Source organism: Microbacterium saperdae (genome assembly GCF_006716345.1).
Lineage (GTDB): Bacteria > Actinomycetota > Actinomycetes > Actinomycetales > Microbacteriaceae > Microbacterium > Microbacterium saperdae.
In genome coordinates this window covers 1,809,160-1,825,072 of sequence record NZ_VFOX01000001.1, presented here as the reverse complement: position 1 = coordinate 1,825,072, position 15,913 = coordinate 1,809,160, and the positions used below count along the sequence as shown (strand labels likewise).

Annotated in this window: 13 protein-coding genes; all 13 read right to left on the bottom strand. The window is 67.5% G+C overall.

Annotation, left to right across the window (positions count from 1 at the left end; all coding sequences use genetic code 11):
- Positions 1-4: 4 nt before the first annotated feature.
- The 13 genes from rpoZ to efp all read right to left on the bottom strand — a co-directional run bounded on the left by rpoZ (position 5) and on the right by efp (position 15,908).
- Positions 5-262, bottom strand: a complete 258-nt coding sequence (rpoZ, locus tag FB560_RS08685; RefSeq protein WP_045280265.1) for a DNA-directed RNA polymerase subunit omega — start codon at positions 260-262, stop codon at positions 5-7.
- 64 nt (positions 263-326) lie between these two features.
- Positions 327-1,235, bottom strand: a complete 909-nt coding sequence (gmk, locus tag FB560_RS08680) for a guanylate kinase (protein ID WP_141871992.1) — start codon at positions 1,233-1,235, stop codon at positions 327-329.
- Positions 1,228-2,070 carry an orotidine-5'-phosphate decarboxylase gene (gene pyrF / locus FB560_RS08675; RefSeq protein ID WP_141871991.1) on the bottom strand — a complete coding sequence of 281 codons (843 nt, stop codon included), beginning with the start codon at positions 2,068-2,070 and terminating at the stop codon, positions 1,228-1,230. The genes gmk and pyrF overlap by 8 nt, the downstream gene beginning before the upstream one ends.
- Positions 2,067-5,354, bottom strand: coding sequence for a carbamoyl-phosphate synthase large subunit (gene carB, locus FB560_RS08670; protein ID WP_141871990.1), 3,288 nt, complete (start codon positions 5,352-5,354; stop codon positions 2,067-2,069). Before carB ends, pyrF begins: the two co-directional genes overlap by 4 nt.
- A complete protein-coding gene (gene carA / locus FB560_RS08665; protein WP_141871989.1) occupies positions 5,354-6,499 on the bottom strand; it encodes a glutamine-hydrolyzing carbamoyl-phosphate synthase small subunit in 1,146 nt (381 codons plus the stop codon). The genes carB and carA overlap by 1 nt, the downstream gene beginning before the upstream one ends.
- Entirely contained in the window at positions 6,496-7,008 is a 513-nt protein-coding gene (locus FB560_RS08660) for a PH-like domain-containing protein (RefSeq protein WP_141871988.1), read from the bottom strand. The genes carA and FB560_RS08660 overlap by 4 nt, the downstream gene beginning before the upstream one ends.
- Positions 7,005-8,309, bottom strand: a complete 1,305-nt coding sequence (locus tag FB560_RS08655; protein WP_141871987.1) for a dihydroorotase — start codon at positions 8,307-8,309, stop codon at positions 7,005-7,007. Before FB560_RS08655 ends, FB560_RS08660 begins: the two co-directional genes overlap by 4 nt.
- Complete coding sequence (locus tag FB560_RS08650) at positions 8,306-9,271, bottom strand: aspartate carbamoyltransferase catalytic subunit (RefSeq protein ID WP_141871986.1); 966 nt, start codon at positions 9,269-9,271, stop codon at positions 8,306-8,308. Before FB560_RS08650 ends, FB560_RS08655 begins: the two co-directional genes overlap by 4 nt.
- Complete coding sequence (gene pyrR, locus FB560_RS08645; protein ID WP_141871985.1) at positions 9,268-9,798, bottom strand: bifunctional pyr operon transcriptional regulator/uracil phosphoribosyltransferase PyrR; 531 nt, start codon at positions 9,796-9,798, stop codon at positions 9,268-9,270. The genes FB560_RS08650 and pyrR overlap by 4 nt, the downstream gene beginning before the upstream one ends.
- A gap of 100 nt (positions 9,799-9,898) precedes the next feature.
- Positions 9,899-11,476, bottom strand: a complete 1,578-nt coding sequence (locus tag FB560_RS08640; RefSeq protein WP_141871984.1) for a Rieske 2Fe-2S domain-containing protein — start codon at positions 11,474-11,476, stop codon at positions 9,899-9,901.
- Positions 11,477-11,587: 111 nt separating this feature from the next.
- Positions 11,588-14,878, bottom strand: coding sequence for a DEAD/DEAH box helicase (locus FB560_RS08635; RefSeq protein ID WP_229673156.1), 3,291 nt, complete (start codon positions 14,876-14,878; stop codon positions 11,588-11,590).
- A 55-nt stretch (positions 14,879-14,933) separates the two neighbouring features.
- The gene (gene nusB / locus FB560_RS08630) at positions 14,934-15,344 is read right to left on the bottom strand and encodes a transcription antitermination factor NusB (protein ID WP_141871983.1); all 411 of its coding nucleotides are present in this window, start codon (positions 15,342-15,344) and stop codon (positions 14,934-14,936) included.
- A 3-nt stretch (positions 15,345-15,347) separates the two neighbouring features.
- Positions 15,348-15,908, bottom strand: a complete 561-nt coding sequence (efp, locus tag FB560_RS08625; protein WP_141871982.1) for an elongation factor P — start codon at positions 15,906-15,908, stop codon at positions 15,348-15,350.
- Positions 15,909-15,913: the final 5 nt, after the last annotated feature.

The window sequence follows — 15,913 nt, the reverse complement described above, 5'->3', positions numbered from 1 at the left end:
AATATCACTCCGCGTGACGCAGGCGGAGCTTGTCCTCGTTGATCTCGTGCAGAGCGATCGTGAGCGGCTTGTCCTCGACCGAGGAGTCGACCAGCGGTCCCACGTTGTCGAAGAGGTTGCCCTCATGCAGGTCGGAGTAGTAGTCGTTGATCTGGCGCGCACGCTTGGACGCGTAGATCACGAGCTCGTACTTGGAGTCGACTCGATCCAGCAGGTTGTCGATGGGGGGATCGATGATGCCCTTGTTGTGGTGTCCGGCCATGGTGGACCTCCTGATCAGGCGACGGGATCGTCGCGAAGACGGTGCTGCGGGCACGCGAGAAGACTCAGCGTGCAGAGCTTGAAGACAATTCTACGACCTCGGCGGCGGCATCGGCGACGTTCTCGTTCACGATGAGGTGATCGAACTCGTTCTGCGCAGCCAGTTCGACCTTCGCGGTGCGCAGTCGTCTGGCGCGTTCCTCGGCGCCTTCCGTGCCTCGACCGACGAGTCGTTGGACGAGTTCATCCCAGCTCGGAGGCAGCAAAAAGATCAGCGTGGCGGCCGGCTCAGCGGCCCGCACCTGGCGCGCGCCCTGCAGATCGATCTCGAGCAGGACGGTCTTCCCCTCCGCCAGGGCGGCGTCGATCGGCGGACGCGGGGTGCCATAGCGGGAACGATTGTGCACGACGGCGTACTCGAGCAGTTCGCCGTGCTCGATGAGACGGTCGAACTCGGCGTCGTCCACGAAGTAGTAGTGCACGCCGTCGATCTCGCCCGGGCGTGGCGGACGCGTGGTGGCCGAGACCGACAGGTGGATCTCGGGGTGGTTCTCACGGATGTGCGCCGCCACGGTGCCCTTGCCGACGGCTGTGGGACCGGCGAGCACGAGCAGCCGACTCCGCGCGCCGCGCGGTGACAGCGGGGGGAAGCGGCCGTCGAGCCAGTGCTCGAGGACGACGCGCTGGCGGGCACCGAGCCCTCCGAGGCGCTTGACCGGCGAGATCTGGAGATCCTCGAGCACGCGGTCGCGCTTGCCCGCACCGATCGCCGGCAGCGCGAGCAGGAAGTCCGTGATCCGCATGGAGCCCTCGACGGAGTCCGGGTCGTCGATCGCCCGACGCAGCACGGCCTGGGGCGTGATCACTCGCATGGTGAGGTCCCGCTTGAGCGACGCGCGCGCACGTCGACGCTCGACCGCCTTCCGCGCGGCGGCGGCCCTGTCGACCTCGGGGATGACTCGTGTCTCAGCCACGTGCGGCCTCCTGGTACTGCGCGACGCGCGCTTCGATCGCTGCTCGGATGCCATCGGGGCCGGCACCGAGGATGCTGCGGCTCTCGCTGGCGATGACGCTCGCCGCCATCGCGCCGAAACGGTCGCCGAGGTCGGCCGGCTCCGCGCCCTGCGCGCCGAATCCGGGCGCGAGGATGGGCGCGGACGGAGCGAAGGTCTCGATACCCGCAGCGGGCCAGTCGACGGTGGCGCCGATGACGACACCGATGCTCCCCCACTCCCCCGGCGCGACCGCTGCCGCGTTCCGGAGCGACACCTCGGCGAGCACTCCGGCCGCGACGGAGCGATCGTCCTGGCGCGAACGCTGCAGGGGCTCCGCCTCGCGGTTGCTGGTGGCCGCGAGCACGAAGACGCCTTTGCCGTGCTGACCCGCGAGCGCGAAGGCACCGTCGAGTGCGCCCACACCGAGGTAGGGGCTGGCGGTCAGCGCATCGGCTTCGAGCGGAGAACCCGGAGTGAGCCAGGCGGCCGCGTAGGCGTCCATCGTCGAGCCGATGTCGCCGCGCTTGGCATCCGCGATCACGATCAGCCCTGCCGCGCGCGCTTCGGCGAGCACATCCTCGAGCGCTCCGAACCCGGCGGATCCGAACCGCTCGAAGAACGACACCTGCGGTTTCACGATCGCGACCCGATCGGCCGCCGCAGCGACCACACGCAGCCCGAACTCCCGCACGCCGGCGGCGTCCTGCGTCAGACCCCAGGCGTCGAGGAGAGCCGCATGCGGATCGATCCCGACGCAGAGCGGCCCGGACGAGCGGAGTGCCGTCCGGACGCGCTCACCGAAACCTGCGCTCACACCGTCGCCTTCCGGTCCAGCGCGTACTCCTGGAGGCTCTTGACGTCGAAGCCCTCGTGCGCGGCATCCATACCGCTGACCGCCGCGCCGAGCACCGCCATGGTCGTGAAGAGTGCCTTGTCGGCCGCGACAGCCGCAGCACGGATCTCGTAGCCGTCCGCGCGCGCCGCGCCGCCCGACGGCGTGTTCACGACGATGTCGATCGAGCCGTCGTTGATCAGGTCGACGACGTTCTGCGCGCCGCTCTCCTGGGTCTCGCTGTACTTCTCGACGACCGTGACCGCGATGCCGTTGCGCGAGAGGATCTCGGCCGTGCCCTCGGTGGCGACGATCGTGAAGCCGAGCTGCTGCAGGCGATGAGCAGGCAGGATGACGGCACGCTTGTCCGAGTCGGCGACCGAGATGAAGACGGTACCCGAGGTCGGCATGCCGCCGTAGGCCGCAGCCTGGCTCTTCGCGAACGCAGTCGGGAAGTCCTTGTCGATCCCCATGACCTCACCGGTGGAACGCATCTCCGGCCCGAGCACGGAATCCACGATCTTGCCGTCCTTGGTGCGGAACCGCTTGAACGGCAGCACCGCTTCCTTGACGGCGACCGGAGCGCCGAGCGGCACCCGCGAGCCGTCGTTCTCGGGCAGCAGGCCTTCGGCCTTCAGCTCGGCGACCGTGGACCCGGCCATGATGCGGCTCGCGGCCTTCGCGAGCGGGATGCCCAGGGCCTTCGACACGAACGGCACGGTGCGGCTCGCACGCGGATTCGCCTCGATCACGTAGAGCACCCCGGCGCTGATCGCGAACTGCACGTTCAGCAGCCCGCGCACCCCGACGCCCTCGGCGATCGCGAGCGTCGCGATGCGCACCCGGTCGATGTCGGAGCGTCCGAGCGAGATCGGCGGCAGCGTGCAGCTGGAGTCTCCGGAGTGGATACCGGCCTCCTCCAGGTGCTCCATGACGCCACCGATGTAGAGGTCGGTGCCGTCGTACAGCGCGTCGACGTCGAGCTCGATCGCATCATCCAGGAACCGGTCGACCAGCAGCGGCTTGCCGGGTTCGATGATGACCTCGCCGGCGGTGCGCACGAAGTAGTCGCGCAGACTGGGCGAATCGTAGACGATCTCCATGCCGCGTCCGCCGAGCACGAAGCTCGGGCGCACGAGCACCGGGTATCCGATGTCCTCGGCGATGCCCACGGCGCCGTCCACGTCGATCGCCGTGCCGTGGCGCGGGGCGACGAGTCCGGCGGCGTCGAGGATGCCGCTGAACAGCTCGCGCTCCTCGGCGAGGTCGATCGCCTCGGGGCTCGTGCCGAGCACGGTGTAGCCGGCGTCCTGGATGCCCTTGGCGAGTCCGAGCGGCGTCTGGCCGCCCAGCTGGCACACGACACCGAGGATGGTGCCGCTCGCGGCCTCCGCGTCGAGCACCTCGAGCACGTCCTCCAGCGTGAGCGGTTCGAAGTAGAGCCGATCGGAGGTGTCGTAGTCGGTCGAGACCGTCTCGGGGTTGCAGTTGACCATGATGGTCTCGAACCCGGCGTCCGACAGCGCGAACGAGGCATGCACGCAGGAGTAGTCGAACTCGACGCCCTGTCCGATGCGGTTCGGGCCGGAGCCGATGATGACGACCTTCGTGCGCTCGGACGGCGTGACCTCGGTCTCGAAGTCATAGCTCGAGTAGTGGTACGGCGTCAGGGCGGGGAACTCGCCGGCGCAGGTGTCGACGGTCTTGTAGACGGGACGGATGCCCAGACCGTGACGGATTCCGCGGACCTCGGTCTCGCTGATGCCGCGGATCTCGGCCAGCTGTGCGTCGGAGAATCCGTGCTCCTTCGCGTAGCGGAGCGTGGCGGCGTCGAACTCGGGCGCGGTGCGCACGATCTCGGCGACCTCGTTGATCAGCACGATCTGGTCGATGAACCACGGGTCGATCGCGGTCGCGTCGAACGCCTGCTCGACGGTCGCGCCCTTGCGCAGCGCCTGCTGCAGCGTGACGATGCGTCCGTCGGTCGGGGTCTTCGAGATCTCGAGAAGCTCCTCGAGCGAGCGATCCTCCGTGCCCCAGTGGAAGCTGGAGCCGCGCTTCTCGAGCGAGCGCAGCGCCTTCTGCAGCGCCGTGGCGTAGTTACGGCCGATCGCCATCGCCTCGCCGACCGACTTCATGGTGGTCGTGAGCGTCGCGTCAGCGGCCGGGAACTTCTCGAATGCGAACCGCGGGACCTTCACCACGACGTAGTCGAGCGTGGGCTCGAAGCTCGCCGGGGTGACGCCCGTGATGTCGTTGGGGATCTCGTCCAGACGGTAGCCGAGCGCGAGCTTGGCTGCGAGCTTCGCGATCGGGAAGCCCGTCGCCTTCGAGGCCAGGGCGCTCGAACGCGAGACGCGCGGGTTCATCTCGATCACGATGATGCGGCCGTTCTCCGGGTTGACCGCGAACTGGATGTTGCAGCCACCGGTGTCCACGCCCACGGCACGGATGATGTCGATGCCGATGTCGCGCAGCTTCTGGTACTCACGGTCGGTGAGTGTCAGGGCGGGGGCGACGGTGATCGAGTCTCCGGTGTGCACGCCCACCGGGTCGACGTTCTCGATCGAGCAGACGACGACCGTGTTGTCGGCGGTGTCGCGCATGAGCTCGAGCTCGTACTCCTTCCACCCGAGGATCGACTCCTCCAGGAGCACCTCGTTGGTCGGCGAGTCGTGCAGGCCGGCACCGGCGATGCGACGCAGGTCCTCTTCGTCGTAGGCGAACCCGGAGCCCAGGCCGCCCATCGTGAAGCTGGGGCGCACCACGAGCGGGTAGCCGAGTTCGCCGGCCGCAGCGAGCACCTCGTCCATGGTGTGCGCGATGCGGGAGTCGGCGACGTCGGCGCCGGCGTCGAGCACCAGCTGCTTGAAGATCTGGCGGTCCTCGCCCTTGTTGATGGCCTCGAAGCTGGCGCCGATGAGCTCGACGTCGTACTTCTCGAGGATGCCGTGGTTGTGCAGCTGGATCGCCGCGTTCAGGGCCGTCTGACCGCCGAGCGTCGGGAGGATCGCGTCAGGGCGCTCCTTCGCGATGATCGTCTCGATGACCTGCCAGGTGATCGGCTCCACGTAGGTCGCGTCGGCGAAATCGGGGTCGGTCATGATGGTCGCGGGGTTGGAGTTCACCAGGATCACGCGCACGCCCTCTTCACGGAGGACGCGGCACGCCTGGGTGCCGGAGTAGTCGAACTCGCAGGCCTGACCGATGACGATCGGGCCGGAGCCGATGACGAGGACGGAGCGGATGTCGTCGCGCTTGGGCATTACTTGGCGTCCTTCTTGGTTGCCACGACCAGGTCGCGGAACCGGTCGAAGAGGTAGTTGGCGTCGTGGGGGCCGGCGGCGGCCTCGGGGTGGTACTGCACGGAGAAGGCGGGGATGTCGAGGGCACGCAGACCCTCGACCACGTTGTCGTTCAGACCGACGTGGCTGACCTCGACCTTTCCGTAGCCGTTCGGGCTGTCGAAGGCGCCGTCGAGAGGAGCCTCCACGGCGAAGCCGTGGTTGTGTGCGGTGATCTCCACACGACCGGTGGTCTTGTCGAGCACCGGCTGGTTGATCCCGCGATGACCGAACGGCAGCTTGTAGGTGCCGAGACCGAGCGCACGACCGAGCAGCTGGTTTCCGAAGCAGATGCCGAAGAAGGGCAGTCCGTCGTCGAGCACTGCGCGCAGCAGTTCGACGTGTCCGTCGGATGCCGCCGGGTCTCCGGGGCCGTTCGAGTAGAAGACCGCGACCGGGTCGATCGCGCGGATCTCATCGATGGTCACGTTCTGCGGGAGCACGTGCACGTCGAACCCGCGGGCCGCGAGGTTGTCGATCGTGGCCTGCTTCACCCCGAGGTCGAGCACGGCGAGGTTCCCCACGCGTTCGCCGATCCCCGTGGTGATCGTGGCGACGTCGACCGAGACCTCTGCGGAGAGGTTGCGACCCGCCATCTGAGGAGCTTCGCGCACGATGCGCACCTGCTCCTCGGCGTCGAGTGCGGCCGCCTCACCGGAGAAGATCCCGCCGCGCATCGAGCCGGCCGAACGGATGTGGCGTGTGATCGAGCGGGTGTCGATGCCGCTGATGCCGACGATGCCGTCCTGCACGAGGATCTCGTCGAGCGAGGCGTTGGCGCGCCAGTTCGACACCACACGCGAGGGATCGCGCACGATGTAGCCGGCGACCCAGATGCGTCGCGACTCGGTGTCTTCGTCATTCATCCCGGTGTTGCCGATGTGCGGCGCGGTCTGCAGGACGATCTGGCCCGCATAGGACGGGTCGGTCAGGGTCTCCTGGTAGCCGGACATGCCGGTGGCGAAGACGACCTCGCCGAGGGTGGTTCCGCGGGCGCCGTAGGCACGGCCGACGTGACGGGTGCCGTCTTCGAGGACGAGTACGGCGGGTTCGGGCAGCGCGGTCATCGTGTGGCTCCTGTGTCGGGGGCGGCGGGGACGAGCCGCTGCAGATCAGAGATGAGGGTTCGGGGATCGCCGGAGGCGAGGCGCAGGTACGAATCGACGATCGTCTCGTCGTCCGCGTTCCATGCGATGCGGATGAGACCGCCGGGTTCGACCACGCGGTCGATCGTGACCGTGGCCCGATCCACCGCGACGAGTCGGGACGATGCGAGGAACACGGTGGGTGCGCCGTCGAGGCAGAGCGCGACACCGCGATCGGTCACGGCCAGCTCACCGCGGGCGCGGTACTCCAGCGGTGACACGGTCACGCGCTCGAGAGGCTGGTCATGCCGTGTCGTCGAGACGTACAGCACCTCGTCGCGGCGGCCGACCTCGGCGTGCTCCGGCACGCCGAGCGGAGCCGTGAGCGCGGAATCGCGTCGCAGTCGTCGTCGCCAGGCGAGCAGCATCGTCAGCAGCACCAGCAGCGCCACGGCGATCGTGATCGCGATGGCGATATCTCGTGTGCTCATGCGTTCAGCTCCTCGACCACGGCGCCCGCGTCGACGGTCAGGACGCCGCCGTGCACGGTGAACTCCACCCGTCCGGGCAGAGCGCGGCCGAGGTACGGCGAGTTCACGCTGCGTCCGTGCAGGTCCGTCTCCGTGAAGACGCCGTCGACCGAGGCGTCGTAGAGCGCGAGGTGGCCGGGCTGCCCGACAGCGAGCGGAGTGCCGTGTCCGGCGAGCTGACCGATCCGCGCGGGAGTGGCGCTCATGACGCGCGCGACATCGTCCCATCCGATGAGACCGGTCTGCACCATCGACTGGTGAACCACGCGCAGCGCGCTCTCCAGGCCCACCATGCCGTTCGCCGCGGCCTGCCACTCGCAGGCCTTGTGCTCGCTGGGATGCGGAGCGTGATCCGTGGCCACGATGTCGATCGTGCCGTCGGCGAGGCCCTCGCGCACGGCCAGCACATCCTCCTCGCGGCGCAACGGCGGGTTGACCTTGAAGCGGGCGTCGTACCCGCGCACGAGCTCATCCGTCAGCAGCAGGTGGTGCGGCGTGACCTCGGCCGTGACCGCGATCCCCCGCTTCTTGGCCCAGCGGATGATGTCCACCGACCCTGCGGTGGACAAGTGGCACACGTGCAGCTTCGAGCCGACGTGCTCCGCCAGCAGCACGTCACGGGCGATGATCGACTCTTCTGCGACGGCCGGCCAACCGGCGAGGCCGAGCTCGGCCGACACGATGCCCTCGTTCATCTGGGCGCCCTCGGTCAGCCGCGGATCCTGCGCGTGCTGCGCGATCACTCCGCCGAAGGACTTCACGTACTCGAGTGCCCGGCGCATGATGAGCGGGTCGAACACGCAGGAGCCGTCGTCGCTGAAGACGCGGACCTTCGCACGGGACGAGGCCATCGCCCCCAGCTCGGCGAGGCGCTCCCCCTTCTGACCCACGGTCACCGCGCCGATCGGCTGCACGGTCGCGTAGCCTGCTGCCTCTCCGAGCGCGAGCTCCTGCTCCACGACACCGGCGGTGTCGGCGACGGGCGAGGTGTTCGGCATCGCGAACACGGCGGTGAAGCCGCCGGCCGCAGCGGCCCTGGTGCCGGTGAGGATCGTCTCCGAAGCCTCATAGCCCGGCTCCCGCAGATGCGTGTGCAGGTCGACCAGGCCGGGCAGGGCCACGAGGCCGTTCGCGTCGATGACGCGGGCCCCGCTCCTGCTGAGGCCGGTTCCGATCTCGGCGATCACACCGTTCTCGATGATGATGTCGGCGCTCTCCGCGCCCACCAGCTGTGCACCGGTGATCACGAGGGTCTCGCTCACAGGTCTCCCCCTCGTTCGTCGTCTCGTTCTCCTGCCAGGAGCAGGTACAGCACCGCCATGCGGACGGAGACCCCGTTCGCGACCTGCTCCAGCACCGTGGATCGGGCGGAATCGGCAGCTGCGGAGGAGATCTCCAGCCCGCGGTTCATGGGTCCGGGGTGCATCACAATGCTACCGTCCGGCAGACCGGCCACACGCAGTGCGTCAAGCCCCCAGCGTCGCGAATACTCCCGCTCAGTGGGGAAATACGCCGCATTCATCCGCTCGAGCTGGATACGCAGCATCATCACGGCGTCCGGCTCGTCGGCCAGGGCGACGTCGAGATCGTAGAGCACGCGTACCGGCCACTGCGACACGTTCTGCGGCACGAGCGTGGGTGGAGCGACGAGAGTGACCTCGGCGCCGAGAGTGGTCAGGAGCCAGACGTTCGATCGCGCGACCCGGGAGTGGAGCACGTCGCCGACGATGACGACGCGCACACCGGCGAGATCCCTGCCTCGGCTGTCCGCACCGAAGCGGCGCTTGCGGATCGTGAATGCGTCGAGGAGCGCCTGCGTGGGATGCTCATGCGTGCCGTCTCCCGCGTTCACGACGCCGGCCGAGATCCAGCCGCTCGTCGCGAGGGTCTGCGGGGCTCCGGAGCTCGGGTGCCGCACGACGACCGCGTCCGCACCGATCGCTTCGAGGGTCTGGGCGGTGTCCTTCAGGCTCTCGCCCTTGGAGACGCTCGACCCCTTCGCCGCGAAGTTGATCACGTCGGCGGAGAGACGCTTGGCGGCGGCCTCGAAGGAGATGCGCGTACGGGTCGAATCCTCGAAGAAGAGGTTGACCACGGTCTTGCCCCGCAGCGTCGGGAGCTTCTTGACCTCACGGGACTGCGTGTCGGCCATGTCCTCGGCGACATCGAGGATGCGCAGAGCAGTGGTCTTGTCGAGAGTGTGGGTGTCGAGCAGGTGCCTCATGCGCCGATCGTCACCTCCTCGGCCCCGTCGTTCTCGAAGAGGCGCACGTTGACCCGCTCGGTGCGGGCGGAGGGGATGTTCTTCCCCACGAAGTCGGGACGGATGGGCAGTTCGCGGTGGCCACGATCGACCAGGATCGCGAGACGCACCACCGCGGGACGACCGATCGACTGGATCGCGTCGAGAGCGGCCCTGATGCTGCGTCCGGAGAACAGCACGTCGTCGACCAGCACCACGGTCTTGCCGTCGATGCCACCGACGGGGATCTCCGTCGGACGCGGAGAGCGCGTCGGGTGCTTCGAGAGATCGTCGCGGAACAGTGTCACATCCAGAGCGCCCACGGGGACGGACTCCTGGGCGATCGTGCTGATCAACGTGCCCAGGCGATGTGCGAGAGTCACGCCGCGGGTCGGAATGCCCAGCAGGACGAGGTTCTCAGCGCCCCGATTCGATTCGAGGATCTCATGAGCGATGCGGGTCAATCCCCGCGAGATATCGGCTTCTTGCAGCACAGTGCGCGTGCTCATCGGCCGCTCCCTTCTCCGCCTCACAGGACGGTGTTAAAGGTTGCTTGTGAATCGAGTCTATCGGAGACGTCCCCCCTCGGACGACGTCAGGCCGCGCCGGTCAGCTCGCTGGCTCCAGCAGCTCCTCGGCGACGTCCTCGGCCTTGGTCGCACGGATCGGGTGGCCGCTCGTCGACAGGCAGCTGCCGGTCTTCAGGTCCCACTTCCAGTCGTGCATGCTGCACGTGAGCACGCCGTTCTCGTCGACCTTGCCGGTCTTGGTGAGGTCGGCACGCAGGTGCGGGCACCGGCGCTGCACGACCCAGTCGCCGATCTCGGCGTCCTCGTTCTGGTCGGTCTGCTCCTGATACCAGTTCTCGACGTACTCGATCCGGTCCACAGAGAGGCACTTGAGGAACGTGGTGAGGAACTCGTTGAACTTGCCGCTGCGGCCCACTTGGAACTGCATCGACAGGAAGATCGAGTTCGACCAGTCGATCTCGTGGTCGCGGATGTTGGTCGACACCAGATCGGCGGGGATCGTGTACCAGTACACGCACTCCTCCCCCGCGTACTCGCGCACCTTGGCGCGCGGGAAGTCGACGACCATGTCGAGCTCCCCGATGCGGAAACGCACGTTGCCTCCGACGCCGAGGCGGATGGTCCGCGACTTCTTGAGCAGCGGCTCCCACCAGGCCTTGATCGCGGCGAGCATCTCCTCCGGCGGGATGATCTCCGCGCGCGAGGCCTCCTCGTCGAGGATCTCCTGCTGCCGGCTGGCCTGCTGCTCCTCGAGGTAGTCCCACTTCTCATCGAAGATGTGCGCGAGCTCGGCCTCGCTGTACAGCGTCTGCTCCGTGGTCACCTCACCGCCATCGACCGTCACGAGCGTGCCGGGGACGAACAGCTGGCCGTCGTACTGCGGAGACAGCTCCTTCATGTGCGCGAGGAACTGCTTCTGATCCGTGAAGATCGACTCGCCGTTCCTGCCCAGTCCGTTGAAGTCGAAAAGGTCGTCGCGCAGGAACATCGGCGGGCCGGCCATCGGGAAGACGTGCGGAGCATCGACCTTGTCGATGTAGTACATCGCGCGCTTGTTCTGCGAGTCGCGCTTGAGTTGCGCGAAGTTCTGCTTCGCGTCCAGCGGGAGGTCGTAGACCATGGGCCACCAGATCGCGCCGGAGACCTGGGTGAAGTAGGCATCGGGCTTGCCGAAGTGGAGCAGCGTGTCCAGATCCAGCGGATGCGAGTCGTTCTGGTTCAGCATCGAACCGGTGCCGTCGTCGACGCTGAGCGAGGAGTCGCCGATCGGTCCGTCGCTGGGAGCGCGCAGCGGCGTGATCATGATCTTGAGCTCGCCGCGCTGGATGATCTCCCCGGCGGGAGCGTACGTGATGTTCTCGAAGCCGAGCGCGCGGATGTCGCGCTCGAGGTCGTCGATCGGGTACTCGGGAAGGAGCACCTCGATGTCCTTCGAGATGTAGCGCTCGAGGAGCTTCGGGTCGAAGTGGTCGCGGTGACGGTGCGAGATGTAGAGGAAGTCCGCCTCACGCCCGAAACGTTCCCAGTCGAGACCGCGGTTGTCGGGGAACGGGAACCAGGAGCCGAAGAAGGACGGGCCGAGCACCGGGTCGCAGATGATGTTGCCGCCGACCGTCTCGATGAACATCCCGGCGTGGCCGAGTCCCGTGATCCGCATTGCGCTCCTCCTGTGCATCCCGGGCACCCGATCGGGATGCCTCGTCTGGACGCGCTCGATTCTACCGGCGGCTCGCTGGACGAGCCGTCTGACGGGCCGTGAGAAAGCGCCTCAGCTCTCGAAGAGCCCGCGGATGTCGTCTGCGGTCAGCGACTGCGCGAACAGCGCCTCATCGTCCATGACGGCGGTGAACAGGCGCGCCTTGCGCTGTTGGAGTTCGCGGACCTTCTCCTCGATCGTCCCTGCCGAGATCATGCGATACACGAAGACCTGACTGGTCTGACCGATGCGATGCGTGCGGTCGATCGCCTGCGCCTCGGCTGCGGGGTTCCACCACGGGTCGAGCAGGAACACATAGTCCGCTTCGGTCAGGGTGAGGCCGAACCCGCCCGCCTTCAGGCTGATCAGGAAGACCGGCTGCTCCCCCGCCCGGAAGCCCTCCACGACGTCCTGCCGACGCCGCGTCGCCCCGTCGAGATGGGCGTAGGGGATGCCGGCTTCCTCGAGCCGTGCCGCCGCGAGGTCGAGGAACGACGTGAACTGACTGAACACCAGCGCCCGATGTCCTTCTGCCTGCAGCTCGACCACCCGCTCGAGGAGGGTGTCGAGTTTACGAGAGCCGATGTCAGCGTCGTTCTCATCCACGAGCCCCGGCGCAAGGCTCAGCATGCGCAGCAGCGTCAGGGATCGGAAGACGATGAAACGGTTGCGGTCCAGGTCATCGAGGAGCCCGAGCACCTTCTGGCGTTCCCGCTGCAGCACCACGTCGTAGAGCGCCCGATGAGCCTCACTGAGCTCGACCTCGAGCACCTGCTCCTGCTTCGGGGGCAGATCCGGAGCGACGAGCTCCTTGGTCCGGCGCAGCATCAGCGGTCGGATGCGACGGCGCAACTGCGCAAGCCGTCGTTGCCGGTACTCCCCGCCCTCTTCGTTCTCGGGGACCTTGCCCTTCTCGATCGGTTGGATGTAGCGATCCCGGAACTTGCGCGCAGACGGGAACAGTCCCGGGGCCGCGAGCTTCAGCAGCGACCACAGATCGGAGAGACTGTTCTCCATCGGGGTGCCCGTGACCGCGTACGTGACGTCGGCATGGAACGTCGAGATCGCCCGGTGCAGTTTCGTCTTCGGATTCTTGACGAACTGGGCCTCGTCGAGGATGAGTCCTGCCCACTCGACGCCGCTGAACTCCTTATCGTCGAGTCGCGCGACCGTGTAGGAGCTCACGACGATGTCGGCCCCGGCGGCGGCATCCGCCAGGGTCCCGCGACGCGTTCCACTGGTGCTCTCGACGACCACGACCCGGAGCCCGGGAGTGAATCGCGCAGCCTCGGTCCTCCACGTGCTCAGCACAGAGGTCGGCGCGAGCACGAGGAACGGGCGACGCTCGCCCTCGTCGCGCGTGTGCTGCACGAAGGTCAGCAGCTGGAGCGTCTTGCCGAGACCCATGTCGTCGGCCAGGATGCCGCCGAGCCGGTGTCGCCAGAGGAAGGCGAGCCAGTCGAATCCAGTCTTCTGATACGGCCGCAGCTCTGCACGGAGCCCCGGGGGTACAGGGGTCGAGGGCACACCCGTCGCCTCACGCAGCCCTTCGGCGGTGGACCGCCAGCTCACGGCCGGCTGCGCTTCGTCTGCGAGATCCTCGAACTCCTCCCAGAGATCCGTCTGGTAGCGACTGATCCGAGGCCCGGTCTCCCATTCGTCGAGTTCCCCCGCCTCTTCGATGAGCTCACGCAGTCGGTCGAGCGCCGGATGGTTCAGGGTGAAGTAGCCGCCATCGGACAGCAGGAGCTTCTTCTTCCCCTTGCTGAGCGCGGAGAACAGCGGCCCGAACGGAATGCTCCGGCCATCTATCGTCACGATGATGCCCAGATCGAACCAGTCCGCATCGGTGGTCTCGACGGTCGACACCGTGACCTCGGGCGCGCCGGTGAGCTCGCGATACTCCTTGCGCGTCCCGGTCGTGACGACGGTGACGCCCTCGCGTTCGAATGCAGGCACGACCTGGGCGATGAAGGCCGCGGCATCGATGTCGTGGAAGGAGCCGGATGCCCGGAACCGTGTCGACATATGCTCCTGCCACACCGTCTCGAGCTCAGCGCCGCGCACTTCCTCGGCCTCAGGATCGCGCACCGCCGACGGGCTGGGGGCGAAGGGCATGGTGCCGAAACCTCGATACGACCACACGAAGGAGTAGCTCACGACGTCGCCCCGCTCGAATGCGACCTTCAGCACCGGTTCCGGGGACGGGATCGCCGGGAGCGCGACTTCTCCGACCGTCTGCACGACGGTGCGCCGTGCGAGCAGCGGATACGCCTCCTCGATGAACGCCGCCTCGTCCTGCACCGGCACGATCATCGGGCGCCGCGCCTCGAGCAGCGCACGCACCTGCGGACTCAGCGGCATCTCTGCGAGCGTCAGCTGCATACGGCTGCCCTGGAGAACGGCGGAATACACCCCGGAGCGTCCGATCGGATGCACCTCGGCGGTGCGGATCACCGCGCCGTCGATGGACACGGCCGCGGCGACCGTCAGCGCCCCGTCATCATCTCGGGCGATCGTGGCCGAGATCTCCGCCGTGTCCGCGAGCTGCACGGTCGCGCTCTTCTGGCTGGCCACGAGCGGGATGCCGAGAGCCGCGCCCGCTCGAAGGTGCCCCCACAGCAGTCCGGACTCGATCTGATCCACGACCAGCCAATCGCCGGCGTTGCCCGACAGCAGCGAATCGCGCGAGATGCTGAGAAGGTCGCCGAACCAGCGGTTCTGCGCCCGTCCGAACTGCGATGCATCGCGTCGCACGAGGTCCCATGTGGCATGCCCCTGGATCCACGATCCGCTCTGATGGCTGCGCATCAACGGGCGGATCGCCAGGAGAAGCTCTCCGGTGCCTCTGGCGAGGTCGCGGGGTGTTGCCGGACGCACGGTCCGCGGCCCCCAGTGGTTGTCACCGCGGGGCTCACGATGGCGCAGCTCGACCCCGAGCGCCAGAGGGCGCGTCTGTGCGGTGGCCGTCTGGTCGACCAGCGCACGCCATGACGGAGCCGCGGGTGGTTCGGCGGGGGGCGCTGCGGCAGCGGGCTCTGCGGTCAGGGCCCCGCTCTGTTGCGAATACTCCTGCACGTTCGAGGCGAGGATCGCCGCGACCACGTGCTTGCATCCGGAACGGACAGGACACGAGCACCGGGTCGAACGCGCATGACTCTTGCCGTTCGACGAGACGAAGCCGACCTCCACGAGGTAGGTCGCGTCGCGGCTGCCCCTCACATGCGCTTCGAGTTCGTGCCGCTCCTCGTCCCAGACGACGTCGAGGACGTTTCCCTCACGGAAGTAGGCGAGCCCGCGCGAGTAGCCACCGGCATCCGTGATCTGCATGAGATGACGGAGGTCGACGTGAGGTGCGGGCATGCCGACATCCTTCCCGCAGTATCCGACATGGGCACGATGACCCGGACGAGACGGATCAGGCGGAGCGGGAGACCCGGGCGAGCACGCCGTGCACGAACGCGCCGGAATCGTCCGTCGAGAACTCCTTGGCGAGTTCGACCGCTTCGTCGATGGCCACGGCGGTGGGCACCTCGTCGTTGTAGAGGATCTCCCAGACGCCGATACGCAGCAGCGCGCGGTCCACGGCGGGCATGCGCTCGAGCTTCCAGTCACGACTGTGCGTCGTGATCTGCTCGTCGATCTCGTCGCGGTGATCGACGATGCCGTCTACGACCTCGCGGGCGTACAGCCAGGATGCCTCACGGGCGGGCTCACTCGCGGCACGCTTTGCCTCTGCGGCAAGTGCCACGGTGACCTCGTCGCCACGGACGTCGGCGGAGAACAGGATGTCGAGAGCGCGCTTGCGCGCCTTCGTGCGGGCGCCCACGCCTTACTTCTCGCGGCCGAGGTAGCCACCCGTGCGGGTGTCGACCTTGACCTTGGTGCCGGTCTCGAGGAACAGCGGCACCTGCATCTCGAAGCCGGTCTCCAACGTCGCGGGCTTCGTGCCGGCCGAGGAGCGGTCTCCCTGCAGGCCGGGCTCGGTGTACGTCACCTCGAGGATGACGGAGGCCGGAAGATCGATGTACAGCGGGTTGCCGTTGTTGAGCGCGATCGTGACCTGCTGGTTCTCCAGGAGGAAGTTCTTCGCGTCGCCGACCGTGGCGGCGCCGACCGTGATCTGGTCGAAGTCGGTGGCATCCATGAAGACGTAGCCGTCGCCATCCGTGTACAGGTACGTGTAGTCGCGGCGGTCGACGTTCTCGATGTCGATCTTGGCTCCGGCATTGTAGGTGCGATCCACGACCTTGCCGGAGACGACGTTCTTGAGCTTCGTCCGCACGAACGCTCCGCCCTTGCCAGGCTTGACGTGCTGGAACTCGATGACGCTCCAGAGCTGACCGTCGATGCTGAGGACGACGCCGTTCTTGATGTCTGCGGTAGATGCCATGCGCT